At 71.1% G+C, this 18,303-nt stretch carries 14 protein-coding genes; 2 read left to right on the top strand and 12 right to left on the bottom strand.

Going from position 1 to position 18,303, the window contains the following annotated elements:
* Positions 1-122: 122 nt before the first annotated feature.
* Positions 123-1,136: a polyprenyl synthetase family protein gene (locus tag AC3EUV_RS25830; RefSeq protein WP_432143844.1), complete on the bottom strand. Its 1,014-nt coding sequence runs from the start codon at positions 1,134-1,136 to the stop codon at positions 123-125.
* Between the two features lie 492 nt (positions 1,137-1,628).
* Positions 1,629-2,831: an FAD-dependent oxidoreductase gene (locus AC3EUV_RS25825; RefSeq protein ID WP_432143843.1), complete on the bottom strand. Its 1,203-nt coding sequence runs from the start codon at positions 2,829-2,831 to the stop codon at positions 1,629-1,631.
* Positions 2,832-3,185: 354 nt separating this feature from the next.
* Between AC3EUV_RS25825 and fahA the strand changes: the two genes are divergently transcribed.
* The gene (fahA, locus tag AC3EUV_RS25820) at positions 3,186-4,388 is read left to right on the top strand and encodes a fumarylacetoacetase (RefSeq protein WP_435604002.1); all 1,203 of its coding nucleotides are present in this window, start codon (positions 3,186-3,188) and stop codon (positions 4,386-4,388) included.
* 225 nt (positions 4,389-4,613) lie between these two features.
* The gene (locus tag AC3EUV_RS25815) at positions 4,614-5,084 is read left to right on the top strand and encodes a hypothetical protein (protein ID WP_432143841.1); all 471 of its coding nucleotides are present in this window, start codon (positions 4,614-4,616) and stop codon (positions 5,082-5,084) included.
* 83 nt (positions 5,085-5,167) lie between these two features.
* Here the strand turns inward: AC3EUV_RS25815 and nuoN are convergent, their stop codons facing one another.
* The 10 genes from nuoN to nuoE are packed head-to-tail and all read right to left on the bottom strand — an operon-like array spanning position 5,168 to position 18,273.
* The gene (gene nuoN, locus AC3EUV_RS25810) at positions 5,168-6,820 is read right to left on the bottom strand and encodes an NADH-quinone oxidoreductase subunit NuoN (protein ID WP_435604001.1); all 1,653 of its coding nucleotides are present in this window, start codon (positions 6,818-6,820) and stop codon (positions 5,168-5,170) included.
* The gene (locus AC3EUV_RS25805; RefSeq protein WP_432143839.1) at positions 6,817-8,475 is read right to left on the bottom strand and encodes an NADH-quinone oxidoreductase subunit M; all 1,659 of its coding nucleotides are present in this window, start codon (positions 8,473-8,475) and stop codon (positions 6,817-6,819) included. Before AC3EUV_RS25805 ends, nuoN begins: the two co-directional genes overlap by 4 nt.
* 3 nt (positions 8,476-8,478) lie before the next feature.
* Positions 8,479-10,362 carry an NADH-quinone oxidoreductase subunit L gene (nuoL, locus tag AC3EUV_RS25800; protein WP_432143838.1) on the bottom strand — a complete coding sequence of 628 codons (1,884 nt, stop codon included), beginning with the start codon at positions 10,360-10,362 and terminating at the stop codon, positions 8,479-8,481.
* A gap of 13 nt (positions 10,363-10,375) precedes the next feature.
* Positions 10,376-10,675, bottom strand: a complete 300-nt coding sequence (gene nuoK, locus AC3EUV_RS25795) for an NADH-quinone oxidoreductase subunit NuoK (RefSeq protein WP_432143837.1) — start codon at positions 10,673-10,675, stop codon at positions 10,376-10,378.
* Positions 10,672-11,544, bottom strand: coding sequence for an NADH-quinone oxidoreductase subunit J (locus AC3EUV_RS25790; protein ID WP_432143836.1), 873 nt, complete (start codon positions 11,542-11,544; stop codon positions 10,672-10,674). The genes nuoK and AC3EUV_RS25790 overlap by 4 nt, the downstream gene beginning before the upstream one ends.
* Positions 11,541-12,131 carry an NADH-quinone oxidoreductase subunit NuoI gene (gene nuoI, locus AC3EUV_RS25785; protein WP_432143835.1) on the bottom strand — a complete coding sequence of 197 codons (591 nt, stop codon included), beginning with the start codon at positions 12,129-12,131 and terminating at the stop codon, positions 11,541-11,543. Before nuoI ends, AC3EUV_RS25790 begins: the two co-directional genes overlap by 4 nt.
* On the bottom strand, positions 12,124-13,515 hold the full coding sequence (gene nuoH, locus AC3EUV_RS25780; protein ID WP_435604000.1) for an NADH-quinone oxidoreductase subunit NuoH: 1,392 nt from the start codon (positions 13,513-13,515) through the stop codon (positions 12,124-12,126). Before nuoH ends, nuoI begins: the two co-directional genes overlap by 8 nt.
* A complete protein-coding gene (locus AC3EUV_RS25775; RefSeq protein ID WP_435603999.1) occupies positions 13,512-16,043 on the bottom strand; it encodes an NADH-quinone oxidoreductase subunit G in 2,532 nt (843 codons plus the stop codon). Before AC3EUV_RS25775 ends, nuoH begins: the two co-directional genes overlap by 4 nt.
* Entirely contained in the window at positions 16,040-17,419 is a 1,380-nt protein-coding gene (nuoF, locus tag AC3EUV_RS25770; RefSeq protein ID WP_435603998.1) for an NADH-quinone oxidoreductase subunit NuoF, read from the bottom strand. The genes AC3EUV_RS25775 and nuoF overlap by 4 nt, the downstream gene beginning before the upstream one ends.
* Complete coding sequence (gene nuoE, locus AC3EUV_RS25765; protein ID WP_432143906.1) at positions 17,419-18,273, bottom strand: NADH-quinone oxidoreductase subunit NuoE; 855 nt, start codon at positions 18,271-18,273, stop codon at positions 17,419-17,421. Before nuoE ends, nuoF begins: the two co-directional genes overlap by 1 nt.
* Positions 18,274-18,303 lie beyond the last annotated feature (30 nt).

Genomic DNA, 18,303 nt, shown 5'->3' with positions numbered 1-18,303 from the left:
AATGTCCTCGGGGATGCGGAGCCGAGCCGCAGGCCGGGACGCATGACGCAGGCGCGGGCGCCGCGGCATGCCTCAGGGACAGGCGCGGCGGGAGGCCGCAGGGACAGGCGGGGCGGAATGCCTCAGCCCGCTCGGTGCACCACCGCGTCGCAGAGCCCCTCAAGGGCCGACTTGGCCATGCACGAGGGCAGCGGCGCCAGCATCGCGCGGGCCTCCTGCGCAGAGCGCACGGTGTCGCGACGGGCCTCTTCGAGCGCCGGGTGGGCGCGCAGACCGGCCAGCGCCTCGGCGTGCCGGGCGTCGTCGGTGAGGTCGCCGGCCAGCAGCTCGCACAGCGCGCGGTCCTCGGGGGTGCCGTCGGCGCTTTCGGCCCGCGCCCGCAGCCGCAGCACCGGCAGCGTCGGAATGCCCTCACGCAGGTCCGTACCGGGCGTCTTACCCGATTCGTGCGAGTCGCTGGCGATGTCCAGCACGTCGTCGGCCAGCTGGAAGGCCGTCCCGAGCCGCTCGCCGTACTGGGTGAGGATGTTGACCGTCGACTCCTCGGCACCCGACATCATCGCGCCGAAGCGGCAGGCGACGGCGACCAGCGAGCCGGTCTTGCCCGCGAGCACGTCCAGGTAGTGGTCGATGGGGTCCCGGCCGTCGCGCGGGCCCGCGGTCTCCAGGATCTGGCCGGTCACCAGGCGCTCGAACGCCTCGGCCTGGATCCGGACCGCCTCGGGCCCGAGGTCGGCGAGGATGTGCGAGGCGCGGGCAAACAGGAAGTCGCCGGTCAGCACGGCGACGGAGTTGCCCCAGCGGGCGTTGGCGCTGGCCACCCCGCGGCGCACATCGGCCTCGTCCATCACGTCGTCGTGGTAGAGCGTCGCCAGGTGCGTGAGCTCCACGACGACGGCGGAGGGCACCACACCCGGGCTGTAGGGGTCACCGAATTGGGCGGCCAGCATCACCAGCAGCGGCCGGAACCGCTTGCCGCCCGCGCGCACGAGATGCTGCGCGGATTCGGTGATGAACGGCACGTCGCTCTTGGTGGCCTCCAGCAGGCCCTCCTCGACAGCCGCCAACCCGGCCTGGACATCGGCCTCAAGAGCCTGGTCCCGCACGCTCAGCCCGAAGGGCCCGACGACGGTCACGAGGGGTACTCCTGTCTGCTGACGATCAAACTGAATGTCGATCTGTCGCTGTCTCCACCATTGGCCAGCGTATCCGGTCGCAGTTCGATCACCGTGAGCGCCCGCCCCCCGAACCGCCCGGGAAGCACGGCGACCCCTCGGCCGGGATGTTCCTGATCATCTGTTGACGCGCTGCGACGCGGAGGAGCGGGACCGGCGAACGGGAAGAGCGGGACCGGCAACCGCCAGCATCCCCGGTCCGCTTCCGCGCGGGCAAGGCCCCGCGGACCGGCCATGGCCGGAAAACCCCGCCCCGGTCACCGACCCGCCCCCGGGACGGACGCACCGGTCACCGCACCGTGCGAAATCACCGTGGCGCAGGACGACTTCCGCGCCGACGCACCCCGCCCAGCAGCACCGGCCGTCATGGCCGGGCGGGGCAAGCACACGGCATACGGGACACCGGGCGCCCCGGGGTCACCGCCAGGTGCCGGGCCGATGCGCGCCCCCGTCTCACCCGTACGCCCGCACCACCGCCCTGGCCAGCCGCGGCGAGGCGAACTCCGTACCGCACACAAAGCGCATCGCGGGCCCGAAGGAGGCGGCCGCCGGCAGCCCGGTGAAATACAGCCCCGGCACGGACGAGCCGAAGCCGCCGTCCAGCAGCGGACCGCCGGCCCGCACCACGATCCCGGTGCGCAGCCCCGGACCCAGGAAGTCCAGCGCCGCCAGATCCATCCGGTAGCCGGTCGCGGCCAGCACATGGTCGGCGACGACCTCCCCGCCCTGCCCGTCGGCGCCGCGCAGCGCCAGTACGGGGCGGCCGTCGCGGACCGTGGCCCGTACGATCCGCCGCCCCTGCGTCACCCGCACCCGGTCGGTGAAGCGCTCCCGCAGCCACCACGCCCCCCGTGGGACGGGCACCCGGCTCCCCAGATACCGCCGGGCGGGCACCGGCAGCCGGCGGAAGACACCGGCGTAATACGCCGGCGCATACCGCGACCAGGCGCTGCCGAACGGCGCCGGCGGGCGCCGCCGCGGCCGGTGGTCCGGCGGCGCGCCGAAGCCCACCGCGCCAGGACCGCGCGCCACCACCCGTACGGCCGCCGCGCCCGCCTCGGTGAGCAGCACCGCGCTCTCCAGCGCCGACTGCCCGGCGCCGATCACGACCACGTCCCGGCCGGCCAGCGCGGACAGCTCGTGGTGCTGCGAGCTGTGCGAGACCGGGCCGGTGGCGGACGGGCCGTCCGGAAGCGCGGCGGCCAGTTCCGGCGGCAGATGCGCCAGTCCGGTCAGGCCGGTGGCGACGACCACCGCCCGCGCGCCGACCTGCTCACCGCTGTCCAGCTTCAGCTCGAAGCCGTCCGCCCGCCGGTCGACCGAGACCACCCGGACCTGCTCCAGCCCGGGGACCAGCCGCTGCTGCACCCACTGCCCGTACCGGACGAAGGTCTCCACGGGGACGAGGTCCCGGTCCGCCGTATAGGGCCCCTCCCCCGTCGCCGCGCAGAAGTCGCCGAGGGTGTGGCCGGGCTGCGGGACGCCGATGGCGGAGGCCGCGGGGGGTGAGGTGAGCAGCATGCCCGTGGGCATCCCCGCGCGCCAGCTCTGCATCGGCTGCCCGAAGACCCGCACCGGCAAGCCGTACGCCCGTAGATGCGCGGCCGTCGACAGCCCGTACGGACCGGCCCCGATGACCGCTACCGGAGTGCTCACTTCGGTCCCTCCCTCGCGTGAAGAACGGCCGCCCGGCCGCCTCTTCGGCGAGGGGAGCAACCGCCCCGTCACCCGCCGGTCCGCCCCTCCCGCCCGGTGGCCCCGTCCTCCCGCCGGTCAGGGAAGGAAGTTAGGCCGGAATTGCGCAGCGCGGCAAGACTTTTCCGGACATGACCGATGCGTGGGGCGCGGCGCACCGCGCCACCGCCCGGCGTCTGCGTACGCCTCCGCGCCCGCGCGCCCCGGTACCGCCCCGCTGATCACCGCCCGGCCGTAATCTGATCGACGGCCCCACGGCCCGCGGCCACCCGGCCCCGGCCGCCCACCGGCGACGACGCACGCGAGGAGCTGTCCATGCCCGAGCAGAGCCCGTTCGACCTGGCGGAAGGCGATCCCTTCGGCCCGCACAACCTCCCCTATGGCGTCTTCAGCACCGCCGACGCGCCCGACCGGCGCCGCCTCGGCGTCCGCTACGGCGACAGCGTCCTCGATCTGAGCGCCCTGCCGAGCGCGCTGCCCGCCGCCATCCACCCGCACGCCGAACTGCTCGCGGCGCCAACCCTCAACCCGCTGCTGGCCGCCGGCCGTCCCGTCTGGCGGCAGATCCGCGCGGCCGTCCACAGCGCCGTGACCGACCCCGCGCACCGCGACGAAGTGGCGCCGCTGTTCCATCCGCTGGACGGGGTCACGCTGCACCTCCCCTTCGAGGTCGCCGACTATGTCGACTTCTACGCCAGCGAACACCACGCCACCAACGTCGGCCGGATCTTCCGCCCGAACGACGCGGCGCTGACCCCCAACTGGAAGCATCTGCCGATCGGTTACCACGGCCGGGCGGGCACCGTGGTCGTCACCGGCACCCCGGTCGTCCGGCCCCGGGGCCAGCGCAAGGCCCCCGCGGACGAGGCGCCCACCTTCGGCCCGTCCCTCCGTCTCGACATCGAGGCCGAGGTCGGCTTCGTCGTCGGGGCGCCCTCCACGCTGCACGAACCCGTCGCACTGGGCGCCTTCCGCGACCATGTCTTCGGCGTCTGCCTCCTCAACGACTGGTCGGCGCGCGACATCCAGGCCTGGGAGTACGTGCCGCTCGGCCCGTTCCTCGGCAAGTCCTTCGCCACCTCCGTCTCCGCCTGGGTCACCCCGCTCGACGCCCTCGACGAGGCCCGTACGGCGCCGCCCGCCCGGGACTTCCCGCTGCTGCCCTACCTCGATGACGCGGGTGCGGAGCCGGGCGGCATCGACATCCGTATCGAGGTGCGCATCAACGGCGAGACGGTCTCCCGGCCGCCGTTCTCCACCATGTACTGGACGGCCGCCCAGCAGCTCGCCCATATGACCGTCAACGGCGCCTCGCTGCGCACCGGCGATCTGTTCGCCTCCGGCACCGTCTCCGGCCCCGACCCCGACCAGCTCGGCTGCCTGCTGGAACTCACCCAGGGCAAGGGCCCCTACCTCCAGGACGGCGACGAGGTCACCCTCACCGCTTGGGCGCCCGGCCCCGACGGCGCCCGCATCGGACTGGGCGAGGTCACCGGCCGCATCCTGCCCACGGGCTGACCGCTACGGACGGGCCGGCGCGGCGCGGGCCGGTCCGTCCGGCGGATCACCCTCGAAGGCGGCGGCCGGCCGCGGAGATCCCGCCCCGCCGCCGCACGGGCGCTCCCACGTCACAGCCGCACACCAACTCCGTACCGGCGCCGCCGCAATCCGGGCGACGGCTCGGACGGCTGCCGGGCCGCTGCTAGCCTCACGTTTCCTGGTCCCACAACGGAGGAGACGTACGTGCGCAAGGCAGCGCAGATCGCCGGGGCGGCAGCCATCGCCGCGATGCTGCTCAGCGGTTGCGGAAGCAGCGGCGGCAACGACAACGGCAAGGACAGCACGCCGAGCAAGTCGCCGGACCACGCGCCGTCGACTCCGGACAAGCCCGCGGACCCCGCCGCGTTCGAGGGGTCCTGGAAGTCCGGCCCGAAGATCCTGGTGGTCTCCAAGGGCACCGTCGCGTTCAGCAACGGCCACAAGGCCGCCTGTCTGGGCAAGGTCCAGGAGATGGCCGGGATGACCATGACCGCGCTCAAGTGCACGGACGGGGACACCACCCGCACCATGGGCACCCTCAAGCCCGGTGCGGACGGCAAGACCCTGACCGTCGACTGGAAGAACGGCCCCACCGAGAAGTACACGAAGTCCGCCGACGACAGCGTGAAGATCCCCGACATGCCGGAGATGCCGAGCGGGATGCCCACGAGCTGACCACCCCGCCACGCGGACGGCCGCCGCCCGGAACCCCCCGAGGGCTCCGGGCGGCGGCCGTTGCCGTGCCGCGCCGCCCGTGGTCAGCGCACGAAGACCCCGGCCTGGCCGGCCAGATCGAGGAAGTACTGCGGCGCCAGGCCGAGCACCAGGGTGACCGCGACGCCGATGGCGATGGCCGTGGTCGTCAGCGGGCTGGGCACCGCGACGGTCGGGCCGTCCGCCTTGGGCTCGTGGAAGAACATCAGCACGATGACGCGGATGTAGAAGAACGCGGCGATGGCCGACGAGAGCACACCGACCACCACCAGCCAGCCCGCGCCGCTCTGCGCCGCCGCCTTGAAGACCGCGAACTTTCCGGCGAACCCGGAGGTCAACGGGATGCCCGCGAAGGCCAGCAGGAAGACCGCGAAGACCGCGGCCACCAGCGGCGAACGCCGGCCGAGCCCGGCCCACTTGGACAGCTGGGTGGCCTCCCCGCCGGCGTCCCGCACCAGGGTGACGACGGCGAAGGCGCCGAGGGTCACGAAGGAGTAGGCGCCGAGGTAGAAGAGCACCGAAGAGATGCCCTCCTCGCTGGTGGCGATGACACCGGCGAGGATGAAGCCGGCGTGCGCGATGGAGGAGTAGGCCAGCAGCCGCTTGATGTCGGTCTGGGTGATGGCGACGATCGCGCCGCCCAGCATCGTGATGATCGCGACGCCCCACATCACCGGCTGCCAGTCCCAGCGCATGCCCGGCAGCACGACATACAGCAGCCGCAGCAGCGCACCGAACGCCGCGACCTTGGTGGCGGCCGCCATGAAGCCGGTGACCGGGGTCGGGGCGCCCTGGTAGACGTCCGGGGTCCACATGTGGAACGGGACCGCACCGACCTTGAACAGCAGCCCCATCAGCACCAGCGCGGCGCCGATCAGCAGCAGTGCGTCATTGCCCATCGTGCCGGCCAGCGCCGGATCGATCTGCTTGGCACCGTCCGAGATCACCTCGGCGATCCCGGCGTAGGTGACCGTGCCCGCGTAGCCGTACAGCAAGGCCACGCCGAACAGCAGGAAGGCGGACGAGAAGGCGCCGAGGAGGAAGTACTTCACCGCGGCCTCCTGCGACAGCAGCCGCTGGCGGCGGGCCAGCGCACACAGGATGTACAGCGGGAGGGAGAAGACCTCCAGCGCGATGAAGAGGGTCAGCAGGTCATTGGCCGCCGGGAAGACCAGCATGCCGCCGACCGCGAAGAGCGCGATCGGGAAGACCTCGGTGGTGGTGAACCCCGCCTTGACCGCGGCCTGTTCGGCGGCACCGCCGGGGACTGCCGCGGGCTGCGCGGCGAAGGAGTCCACGTGCTTGCCGTGCGCCGCCGGATCGAGCCGCCGCTCGGCGAAGGTGAAGACCGCGACCAGGGACACCAGCAGGATGGTGCCCTGGAGGAACAGTGCGGGCCCGTCGACCGCGAGGGCGCCCATGGCGGCGATATGCGCCTTGGCCGAGCCGAAGCCGCCGGCCGCCAGACCGATCACCGCGGCGAACGCGGCGGCCAGCGCCACCACGGTCAGCAGCAGCTGGGAGTAGTAGCGGTGCCGGCGCGGCACGAACGCCTCGATGACGATGCCGGCCACCGCCGCGCCCAGGACGATCAGCGTCGGCGACAGCTGGGCGTATTCGATGTGCGGCGCCGGGATCTTGCCCGGTGCGCCGTGCGCCACCGCCCACAGGCTGTGGACACTTGCCACGGAACTCACTTCGCGGCCTCCCGGTCTTGATCCTGCACGGCCTGGCCGGCCCGGCCTCCACCGGGCCCGGCGTCCACCTGCACAGTGGGCTTGGGGTCCTTCTTGTCCACGACGGACAGGGTGTGGCCGACCGCCGGATTCACGAGGTCGGTGAGCGGCTTCGGATAGACCCCGAGGAAGAGCAGCAGCGCGACCAGCGGCGCCACCACGACCAGCTCCCGCACCCGCAGATCGGGCAGGCTGCGCACCTCGGCCTTCACCGGCCCGGTCATCGTCCGCTGGTAGAGCACGAGGACGTACAGCGCGGCGAGGACGATGCCCAGGGTGGCGATGATGCCGATCACCGGATAGCGGCTGAACGTGCCGACCAGGACCAGGAATTCGCTGACGAACGGCGCCAGACCCGGCAGCGACAGGGTGGCCAGACCGCCGATGAGGAAGGTGCCGGCGAGGACCGGGGCGACCTTCTGGACGCCGCCGTAGTCCGCGATGAGCCGGGAGCCGCGGCGGCTGATCAGGAAGCCGGCCACCAGCATCAGCGCCGCGGTCGAGATGCCGTGGTTGACCATGTAGAGCGTGGCACCGCTCTGGCCCTGGGTCGTCATCGCGAAGATGCCCAGGATGATGAAGCCGAAGTGGGAGATCGAGGCATAGGCGATCAGCCGCTTGATGTCCCGCTGGGCGACCGCCAGCAGCGCCCCGTAGAGCACGCTGATCAGCGCGAGCACCAGGATGACGGGCGTCGCCCAGCTGCTGGCCTCCGGGAAGAGCTGGAGGCAGAAGCGGAGCATCGCGAACGTGCCGACCTTGTCGACCACCGCGGTGATCAGCACCGCGACCGGTGCGGTGGACTCGCCCATGGCGCCCGGCAGCCAGGTGTGCAGCGGCCACAGCGGCGCCTTCACCGCGAACGCGAAGAAGAAGCCGAGGAAGAGCAGCCGCTCGGTGCCGGTACCGATGTCGAGCTTGCCGGCCGCCCGGGCCTCGACGATCTGCTGGAGCGAGAAGGTGCCGGCGCCGAGCTGGTCGGCGGTGACGGCGTACAGCCCGATCACCGCGGCCAGCATGATCAGTCCGCCGGCGAGGTTGTAGAGCAGGAACTTCACCGCGGCGTACGAGCGCCGGCCCGCGGCCTCCTCCTCGCCGTCCCCGCCCGCCCGGTCCCCGAAGCCGCCGATGAGGAAGTACATCGGGATCAGCATGGCTTCGAAGAAGATGTAGAAGAGGAAGACATCGGTGGCCTCGAAGGAGAGCACCACCATCGCCTCGACCGCCAGGATCAGCGCGAAGAAGCCCTGGGTGGGCCGCCAGCGCCGGTTGGGCGTGGCCTCTTCCAGGGGGTCGGCGTCATGCCAGCCCGCCAGGATGATGAAGGGGATCAGCAGGGTGGTCAGCGCGATCAGGGCGACCGCGATGCCGTCCACGCCGAGTTCGTAGCGGACGCCGAAGTCGCTGATCCAGGCATGCGACTCGGTGAGCTGGAACGGGCCCTTCGCACCCGGGTCGAAGCGGAACGCGACGACCAGCGCCAGCGCGAAGGTGATCAGCGAGAACAGCAGCGCGAGCCATTTGGCCGCGGTGCGCTTGGCGGCGGGCAGCGCGGCGGTGGCGATCGCTCCGATCGCCGGTACCGCGGCCACCGCCGTCAGCAGGGGAAACGACATGGCTCAGACACCCCTCATCAGCAGGGTCGCGGCGACGAGAACGGCGGCGCCGCCCAGCATCTGGACCGCGTACGAACGGACGAAGCCGGTCTGCAACCGGCGCAGCAGGCCGGAGAGTCCGCCCATCGACGCCGCCGTGCCGTTGACCGCGCCGTCCACGAGGGTGCGGTCGAGCGTGACGAGGGTGCCGGTGAGCTCCCCACCGCCGCGCACGAACACGAGGTCGTTGAAGTCGTCCTGGAGCAGATCCCGGCGGGCGGCCCGGGTCAGCAGCGAGCCGCGCGGGGCCAGCGCCGGCACGGGCTTGCGGCCGTACATCAGCCAGGCGATGCCGACGCCGATGAGCAGCACCACGATCGTCGCGGCGGTGACCGTGGTGGCGCTGACCGGGGAGTGGCCGTGGGCGAACGAGGTGACCGGCTCCAGCCACTTCACAAAGACCTCGTTGACGCTGAACAGCCCGCCCGCGAAGACCGATCCGATGGCCAGCACGATCATCGGGAGCGTCATGACCTTCGGCGACTCGTGCGGATGCACCTCGCTGGGGTCCCAGCGCTTCTCGCCGAAGAACGTCATCAGCATCACCCGCGTCATGTAGAACGCGGTGATCGCGGCGCCCAGCAGGGCCGCACCACCGAGGATCCAGCCCTCGGTGCCGCCCTTGGCGAACGCCGCCTCGATGATCTTGTCCTTGGAGAAGAAGCCGGACAGACCGGGGAAGCCGATGATCGCCAGATAGCCGAGGCCGAAGGTGACGAAGGTGACCGGCATGTACTTCCGCAGACCGCCGTAACGACGCATGTCCACCTCGTCGTTCATGCCGTGCATCACGGAACCGGCGCCGAGGAAGAGGCCCGCCTTGAAGAAGCCGTGGGTGACCAGGTGCATGATCGCGAAGGCGTAGCCGATCGGGCCGAGGCCGGCGGCCAGGATCATGTAGCCGATCTGCGACATCGTCGAACCGGCCAGCGCCTTCTTGATGTCGTCCTTGGCGCAACCGACGATCGCACCGAAGAGGAGCGTGACCGCACCGACCACGACGACCGCCAGCTGGGCGGTCGGGGCGGCATTGAAGATCGCCCCGGAGCGGGTGATCAGATACACCCCGGCGGTGACCATCGTGGCCGCGTGGATCAGGGCCGAGACCGGGGTCGGGCCCTCCATCGCGTCACCGAGCCAGGACTGGAGCGGTACCTGCGCCGACTTGCCGCAGGCGGCCAGCAGCAGCAACAGCCCGAGGGCGGTCAGCTTGCCCTCGGAGGTATCGCCGGTGGCGGCGAGCACCGGACCGAAGGCGAAGGTCCCGAACGTCGTGAACATCAGCATGATCGCGATGGACAGGCCCATATCGCCGACGCGGTTGACCAGGAACGCCTTCTTGGCGGCGGTGGCCGCGCTCGGCTTGTGCTGCCAGAACCCGATGAGCAGGTACGAGGCGAGGCCGACACCCTCCCAGCCGACGTACAGCAGAAGGTAGTTGTCGGCGAGGACGAGCAGCAGCATCGCCGCGAGGAAGAGATTGAGGTAGCCGAAGAAGCGGCGGCGCCGCTCGTCGTGCTCCATATAGCCGATCGAATAGATGTGGATCAGCGAGCCGACACCGGTGATCAGCAGGACGAACGTCATGGACAGCTGGTCCAGCTGGAACGCGACGTCGGCCTGGAAGCCGCCGACCGGGATCCAGCTGAACAGATGCTGATGCAGGGCACGGTCCTCGGCGCCCCTGCCGAGCATGTCGGCGAAGAGCACCATCCCGAGGGCGAACGACGCCACCGAGAACAGCGTGCCGATCAGCTGGCCGGTGCGGTCGAGCCGTTTTCCGCCGCACAACAGCAGGGCCGCACCGACCAGCGGTGCCGCGATGAGCAGCGCGATCAAGTTCTCCACTTTGTGCGACCCCTTACAGCTTCATCAGGCTGGCGTCGTCGACCGAGGCCGTATGACGGGTGCGGAAGATCGACACGATGATCGCCAGACCGACCACGACCTCGGCCGCGGCGACGACCATCGTGAAGAAGGCGATGATCTGGCCGTCCAGATTCCCGTGCATCCGCGAGAAGGTGACGAAGGCGAGATTGCAGGCATTGAGCATCAGCTCGATGCACATGAACACCACGATGGCGTTCCGCCTGATCAGCACCCCGGCCGCGCCGACGGTGAACAACAGGGCGGCGAGATAGAGGTAGTTGACCGGGTTCATTTCTTGGCCCCCTCCTTGTGCTCCGTCGACGGCGCGCCACCGGACGACGACGGGCCGGGCTCGTCCTCGGAGCCCCGGCCCAGCCAGTCCTCGGAGCGCCGCTCCAGAGCCTTCAGCTCGGCGAGCGACGCTCCGGAAACGTCGCGGATCTGACCACGCCCCCGCAGCGTCGGGTTGACGCTGAGCTCGGACACCGTGCCGTCGGGCAGCAGCCCGGGAATGTCGACGGCGTTGTGCCGGGCGTAGACGCCGGGGGCGGGCAGCGGCGGTACCTGCTTGCCCTCGCGGACGCGGGCCTCGGACTGCTCGCGCTGCGTCTTCGCCCGCTCCGTGCGCTCCCGGTGGGTGAGCACCATCGCGCCGACCGCCGCCGTGATCAGCAGCGCGCCGGTGGCTTCGAAGGCGAAGACGTACTTGGTGAAGATGAGCGCCGCCAGGCCCTGCACATTGCCGCCGGCGTTGGCCTCGCCCAGGCCGTTGAACTCCTTCAGCGAGGCGTTGCCGATCCCGGCGATCAGCAGGATGCCGAAGCCGAGGCCGGCACCGGCCGCGAGCCAGCGCTGGCCCTTGAGCGTCTCCTTGAGGGAGTCCGCTGCGGTGACACCGACGAGCATGACGACGAACAGGAACAGCATCATGATCGCGCCCGTATAGACAACGATCTGGACGACGCCGAGGAAGTAGGCGCCGTTGGCGAGGTAGAAGACCGCCAGGACGATCATGGTCCCGGCGAGCGACAGCGCGCTGTGCACGGCGCGCTTCATCAGGATCGTGCACAGCGCGCCGATGACGGCGACACTGCCCAGGATCCAGAACTGCACGGCCTCCCCCGTGGAGGTCATGGAGGCCGCGGCGGCGAGGCCGGTCATGCGTGCGCCCCCTTCGCCTGCGGGTCGTCGTCGGCCTTCTCTCCCTTGGAGGTCGCGACCTGGCGGACGGTCCCCGGCGCGGCCCGGGTCACCAGGCCCTGGTAGTAGTCCTTCTCCGTCATGCCGGGGTAGATCGCATGCGGGCTGTCGACCATGGTCTCCTCCAGGCCCGCGAGCAGCTCTTCCTTGGTGTAGATGAGCGATTCCCGGGAGCTGTCGGCGAGTTCGTACTCATTCGTCATGGTCAGTGCGCGGGTCGGGCAGGCCTCCACGCACAGGCCGCACAGGATGCAGCGCAGATAGTTGATCTGGTAGACGCGGCCGTAGCGCTCGCCCGGGGAGTAGCGCTCCTCGTCGGTGTTGTCCGCGCCCTCGACATAGATCGCGTCCGCCGGGCAGGCCCAGGCGCACAGCTCGCAGCCGATGCACTTCTCCAGCCCGTCCGGATGGCGGTTGAGCTGGTGGCGGCCGTGGAAACGCGGCGCCGTCGGCTTCTTCTCCTCCGGATACTGCTCGGTCAGCCGCTTCTTGAACATGGCCTTGAAGGTCACGCCGAAGCCGGCCACGGGGTTCTGGAACTCAGGCACCGTCGCCCCCCTTTCCGTCGTTTCCGATTCCGTCACTGACAGCGTCCGCCCCGCCACTGACAATCAGCTCCCGCTCCCGGCGCGGCCTGCGGCGCGGCACCGGCGGCAGGCTCTGTCCGGGCAGCGGCGGCACGGGATAGCCGCCCGCCATCGGGTCGAAGGCCCCGTCGCCGTCCGTCTCCTCCGCCACCTCACCGCGCCGGAAGAAGTCCACGAGCAGCGAGATCAGCAGCAGCAGGACGGCGCCGCCGGCGACATACAGCACGATCTGGGAGAAGTCGTAGCCCTCGTTCTTCAGCGCCCGGACGGTGGCGACCAGCATCAGCCAGACCAGCGAGACCGGGATCAGGACCTTCCAGCCCAGCTTCATGAACTGGTCGTAGCGCACCCGCGGAAGGGTGCCGCGCAGCCAGATGAAGAAGAACAGCAGCAGCTGCACCTTGAGGGTGAACCAGAGCAGCGGCCACCAGCCGTGGTTCGCGCCTTCCCAGAAGGTGGAGATCGGCCAGGGGGCCCGCCAGCCACCCAGGAAGAGGGTGATCGCGACGGCCGAGACGGTCACCATGTTGATGTACTCGGCGAGCATGAACATCGCGAACTTGATCGACGAGTACTCGGTGTTGAAGCCGCCGACGAGGTCGCCCTCGGACTCCGGCATGTCGAACGGCGCGCGGTTGGTCTCGCCCACCATCGCGACGATGTAGATGATGAACGACACCGGCAGCAGCAGGATGTACCAGCGGTTCTGCTGCGACTCCACGATGGTCGACGTCGACATCGACCCGGAGTACAGGAACACCGCCGCGAACGACATCCCCATCGCGATCTCGTACGAGATCATCTGCGCGCACGAGCGCAGCCCGCCGAGCAGCGGATAGGTCGAGCCGGAGGACCAGCCCGCCAGCACGATGCCGTAGATGCCGACCGAGGCCGTGGCCAGGATGTAGAGGATGCCGATCGGCAGGTCCGTCAGCTGCATCGGGGTACGGACACCGAAGATCGAGATCTCGTTGCCCGCGGGCCCGAAGGGGATCACCGCGATCGCCATGAAGGCCGGGATGGCCGCCACGACCGGCGCGAGGAGATAGACCACCTTGTCGGCCCGCTTGACGACCAGGTCCTCCTTCAGCATCAGCTTGATGCCGTCGGCGAGGGACTGGAGCATCCCCCAGGGGCCGTGCCGGTTGGGGCCGATACGCAGCTGCATCCAGGCGACGACCTTGCGTTCCCAGACGATCGAGAACAGCACCGTCAGCATCAGGAACGCGAAGCAGAAGACCGCCTTGATGAGCACCAGCCACCACGGATCGTGGCCGAACATCGACAGGTCTTCCTGGGCCAGCGCAGTGCCCCCGGCGGCCAGTTGACCGAACTGCTGGATCATGCGTCCACCTCCTCGGCCGGCTCCGGGGTGCCCGGGGCGGCGGAGATCTTCACCAGGTCACCGGGGCGGGCCCCGGTATCGGCGGCGACCCCACCGCCCGTGGAGTTGAGCGGCAGCCACACCACCCGGTCGGGCATCGGCGTGACCTGGAGCGGCAGCCGGACCGCGCCGGCCGGCCCGGTGACCGCCAGCAGATCCCCGTCCTTGACGCCGGTCTCCTGGGCGGTGGTCTCCGACAGCCGGGCGACCGGGGCGTGCCGGGTGCCGGCCAGCGCCGGGTCGCCTTCCTGGAGCCGCCCCTGGTCCAGCAGGAGCCGGTGGCCGGCGAGGACGGCCTCCCCGCTGTCGGGGCGGGGCAGCGGCTGCCCGGTCTCCGCGGGCTCACCCGCGTACGGCCCGTCCCAGCCGCCGAGCCGGTCCAGTTCGCGGCGTACGGAACGGATGTCCGGCAGCGCCAGATGCACATCGAGGGCGTCGGCGAGCATGTGCAGCACCCGGGAGTCCGGCAGCAGATGCCGACGGGTCATCTGGTCCGGTTTGAGCGCGGCCTCGAACAGCCGGGCCCGGCCCTCCCAGTTGAGGAAGGTGCCGGCCTTCTCCACCACGGCGGCGACCGGGAAGACCACGTCCGCCCGTTCGGTGACCCGCGAGGGCCGCAGCTCCAGACTGACCAGGAAGCCGACCTCGTCCAGCGCGGCCAGCGCGCGGGCGGGGTCCGGCAGGTCGGCGACCTCGACGCCGGCCACCAGCAGCGCACTGAGCTCGCCGGTCGCCGCGGCCTCGATGATCTGGCCGGTGTCCCGGCCGTGCCGGTGCGGCAGCGCGGCCACGCCCCAGGCGGCGGCGACCTCGTCGCGGGCCCGCGGATCGGTGGCCGGCCGGCCACCCGGCAGCAGCCCGGGCAGCGCCCCCGCCTCAACGGCGCCGCGCTCACCGGCCCGCCGCGGGATCCACACCAGGCGGGCCCCGGTGGCCGACGCCACGCGGAGCGCGGCGGTCAGCGCGCCGGGCGCCGCCGCCAGCCGCTCACCGACGACGATCACCGACCCCTCGGCCCGCAGCGCCTCGGCCGCGGTACGGCCCTCGCCCTCCAGGCCGACCCCGCCCGCGAGCGCGTCCAGCCACTCGGTCTCGGTACCGGGTGCGGACGGCAGCAGCGTGCCACCGGCCTTGATCAGCCCGCGCGAGGCGTAGGAGGCCAGCCCGTAGGTGCGCTGTCCGCTCCTGCGGTGCGCCTTGCGCAGCCGCAGGAAGACACCCGGGGCCTCCTCCTCGGTCTCGATACCGGCCAGCAGCACGGCCGGTGCCTTCTCCAGCGCGGTGTACGTGACGCCCCCGCCATCCAGGTCACGGCCGCGGCCCGCGACCCGGGACGCCAGGAAGTCGGCCTCCTCGGCGCTGTGCACCCGGGCCCGGAAATCGATGTCGTTGGTGCCCAGCGCGATCCGGGCGAACTTGGCGTAGGCGTAGGCGTCCTCGACGGTCAGCCGGCCGCCGGTCAGTACGCCGGTGCGCCCCTTGGCCGCGGCCAGCCCGCGGGCCGCCGCCTCCAGTGCCGCGGGCCAGCTCGCCGGCTCCAGCTCGCCGGACTCCGGGTTGCGCACGAGGGGGTGCTCCAGCCGGTCGCGCTGCTGCGCGTACCGGAAGGCGAACCGCCCCTTGTCGCAGATCCACTCCTCGTTGACCTCGGGGTCGTCGGCCGCCAGCCGCCGCATGACCTTGCCGCGCCGGTGGTCCGTACGCGTCGCGCAGCCGCCCGCGCAGTGCTCGCACACCGACGGCGAGGAGACCAGGTCGAACGGGCGGGAGCGGAAGCGGTACGCGGCGGAGGTGAGCGCGCCGACCGGGCAGATCTGGATGGTGTTGCCGGAGAAGTACGACTGGAAGGGGTCGCCCTCTCCGGTGCCGACCTGCTGGAGGGCGCCGCGCTCGACGAGTTCGATCATCGGGTCGCCGGCGATCTGGTTGCTGAAGCGGGTACAGCGCGCGCACAGCACACAGCGCTCACGGTCCAGCAGCACCTGCGTGGAGATCGGCACCGGCTTCTGGAAGGTGCGCTTCCTGCCCTCGAAGCGCGACTCCGGGTCGCCGACCTGCATCGCCTGGTTCTGGAGCGGGCACTCGCCGCCCTTGTCGCAGACCGGGCAGTCCAGCGGGTGGTTGATCAGCAGCAGCTCCATCACCCCGCGCTGGGCCTTCTCGGCCACCGGGGAGGTGAGCTGCGACTTGACCACCATGCCGTCGGTGCAGGTGATGGTGCAGGAGGCCATCGGCTTGCGCTGGCCCTCGACCTCCACGATGCACTGCCGGCAGGCGCCCGCCGGGTCCAGCAGCGGATGGTCGCAGAAGCGCGGGATCTCGATGCCGAGGAGCTCGGCGGCGCGGATGACCAGCGTCCCCTTGGGGACGGAGATCTCGATGCCGTCGATCGTCAGGGTGACGAGGTCCTCCGGCGGGATCGCTGCCTCGCCGCCCCCCGAGGGACGGGCGGCGGAGCCGCTGTCCGACCCCGTGGTCGTGACGGTCATGCCTTCACCCCCAGGTGAGCGTCGTTGTCGGCCCAGAGCGTCGACCTGGCCGGGTCGAAGGGGCAGCCGTTGCCGTTGAGGTGCTGCTCGTACTCCTCGCGGAAGTACTTGAGCGAGGAGAAGATCGGCGAGGCGGCGCCGTCGCCGAGGGCGCAGAACGACTTGCCGTTGATGTTGTCGGCGATGTCGTCGATCTTGTCGAGGTCGCCGGGCCGCCCCTTGCCCGCCTCGATGTCGCGCAGCAACTGCACCAGCCAGTAGGTCCCTTCACGGCAGGGCGTGCACTTGCCGCAGGACTCGTGCGCGTAGAACTCGGTCCAGCGGGTGACCGCCCGGACCACACAGGTGGTCTCGTCGAAGCACTGGAGCGCCTTGGTGCCGAGCATCGAGCCGGCCGCGCCGACGCCCTCGTAGTCGAGGGGGACATCGAGGTGCTCGTCGGTGAACATCGGCGTCGACGAGCCGCCCGGCGTCCGGAACTTCAGCCGGTGGCCGCGGCGCATCCCGCCGCTCATGTCCAGCAGCTGGCGCAGGGTGATGCCCAACGGGGCCTCGTACTGGCCCGGGTTGGCCACATGGCCGCTGAGCGAGTAGAGCGTGAAGCCCGGGGACTTCTCGCTGCCCATCGACCGGAACCAGTCCTTGCCCCGGTTCATGATCGCGGGAACCGAGGCGATCGACTCGACGTTGTTCACGACAGTGGGGCAGGCGTACAGGCCCGCCACCGCCGGGAAGGGAGGACGCAGCCGGGGCTGTCCGCGACGGCCCTCCAGGGAGTCCAGCAGCGCGGTCTCCTCACCGCAGATGTACGCGCCCGCGCCCGCGTGCACGATCACGTCCAGGTCGAGGCCCGAGCCCAGGATGTTCTTCCCGAGGTAGCCCGCCGCATAGGCCTCGCGCACCGCCTCGTGCAGCCGCCGCAGGACGGGCACGACCTCGCCGCGCAGATAGATGAACGCGTGGTTCGACCGGATCGCATGACAGGCGATCACGATCCCCTCGATGAGGGAGTGCGGGTTGGCGAAGAGCAGCGGGATGTCCTTGCAGGTCCCGGGCTCGGACTCATCGGCGTTAACCACGAGATAGTGCGGCTTGCCGTCGCCCTGCGGGATGAACTGCCACTTCATCCCGGTCGGGAAGCCCGCGCCGCCGCGGCCGCGCAGCCCGGAGTCCTTGACGTAGGCGATGACGTCGTCCGGGGGCATCGCCAGCGCCTTGCGCAGGCCCTCGTAGCCCTCGTGCCGGCGGTAGGTCTCCAGCGTCCAGGACGCGGACTGGTCCCAGAAGGCGGACAGGACGGGCGTCAGAAGCTTCTCGGGGTGGTCCCCGCCGGTCTCGCGCCGGGAGGCACCGCCGTGTTCGGCAGCCACCGTCATCACTCCCCCTCCTCTGCTGTGGGGCCGGCCGGGTGCTGCTCATCGGAGGCCGACGTCTGCTGCGGTGCGTCGTGGGAGCTGGGGTGGCCCGAGGGCGCCTCGTCCGCGGGGTGGCCGGACGGCGGTTCGTCGGAGGGCGCGCCGTCGGTGGTGGTCCGCGGGGCGACGACATGGTCGGCGCCGCGGCCCGGAGCGGCCTCGCCCTTGGCCAGCCGCAGCCCGATCAGCGAGGCGGGGCCCGCGCCGCCGGTGGCCTCCACGGCGCCCGGCCGCTCGTCCGGGAAGCCGGCGAGCATCCGCGCCGTCTCCTTGAACGAGCACAGCGGCGCACCACGGGTGGGCTCGACGGTCCGGCCGGCCCGCAGGTCGTCGACCAGCCGCCGGGCGGTCTCCGGCGTCTGGTTGTCGAAGAACTCCCAGTTGACCATCACGACCGGCGCGAAGTCGCAGGCCGCGTTGCACTCGATGTGTTCGAGGGTGACCGCGCCGTCCTCGGTGGTCTCGCCGTTGCCGACGCCGAGGTGCTCCTTGAGCTCCTCGAAGATGGCGTCGCCGCCCATCACCGCGCACAGCGTGTTGGTGCAGACCCCGACCTGGTAGTCCCCGCTCGCCTTGCGGCGGTACATGGAGTAGAAGGTCGAGACGGCGGTGACCTCGGCGGTGGTGAGATCGAGCATCTCGGCACAGAAGCGGATGCCGGTACGGGTGACGTGCCCTTCCTCGGCCTGTACGAGGTGCAGCAGCGGCAGCAGCGCCGACCGCGAGCCGGGGTAGCGGGCGATCACCTCCTTGGCATCCGTCTCCAGCCGGGCCCGTACGTCCGCCGGGAAATCGGGGGCGGGGAGCGCGGGCATCCCCAGCTGCACGTCCTGGTTTGCCGGAGT

Source organism: Streptomyces sp. bgisy130, assembly GCF_057708345.1.
The sequence above is the reverse complement of the archived record's forward strand: the minus strand, read 5'-3'. Positions and strand labels throughout refer to the sequence as shown.

What these genes read in the sequence shown, in the direction of transcription:
- fahA (WP_435604002.1), top strand. Translation starts at nt 3,186, where the DNA reads ATGCCCGAGCAGAGCCCGTTCGACCTGGCGGAAGGCGATCCCTTCGGC.
- AC3EUV_RS25805 (WP_432143839.1), bottom strand. Translation starts at nt 8,475, where the DNA reads ATGTCGTTTCCCCTGCTGACGGCGGTGGCCGCGGTACCGGCGATCGGA.
- nuoK (WP_432143837.1), bottom strand. Translation starts at nt 10,675, where the DNA reads ATGAACCCGGTCAACTACCTCTATCTCGCCGCCCTGTTGTTCACCGTC.
- AC3EUV_RS25790 (WP_432143836.1), bottom strand. Translation starts at nt 11,544, where the DNA reads ATGACCGGCCTCGCCGCCGCGGCCTCCATGACCTCCACGGGGGAGGCC.
- nuoH (WP_435604000.1), bottom strand. Translation starts at nt 13,515, where the DNA reads ATGATCCAGCAGTTCGGTCAACTGGCCGCCGGGGGCACTGCGCTGGCC.
- AC3EUV_RS25775 (WP_435603999.1), bottom strand. Translation starts at nt 16,043, where the DNA reads ATGACCGTCACGACCACGGGGTCGGACAGCGGCTCCGCCGCCCGTCCC.
- nuoF (WP_435603998.1), bottom strand. Translation starts at nt 17,419, where the DNA reads ATGACGGTGGCTGCCGAACACGGCGGTGCCTCCCGGCGCGAGACCGGC.
- nuoE (WP_432143906.1), bottom strand. Translation starts at nt 18,273, where the DNA reads ATGCCCGCGCTCCCCGCCCCCGATTTCCCGGCGGACGTACGGGCCCGG.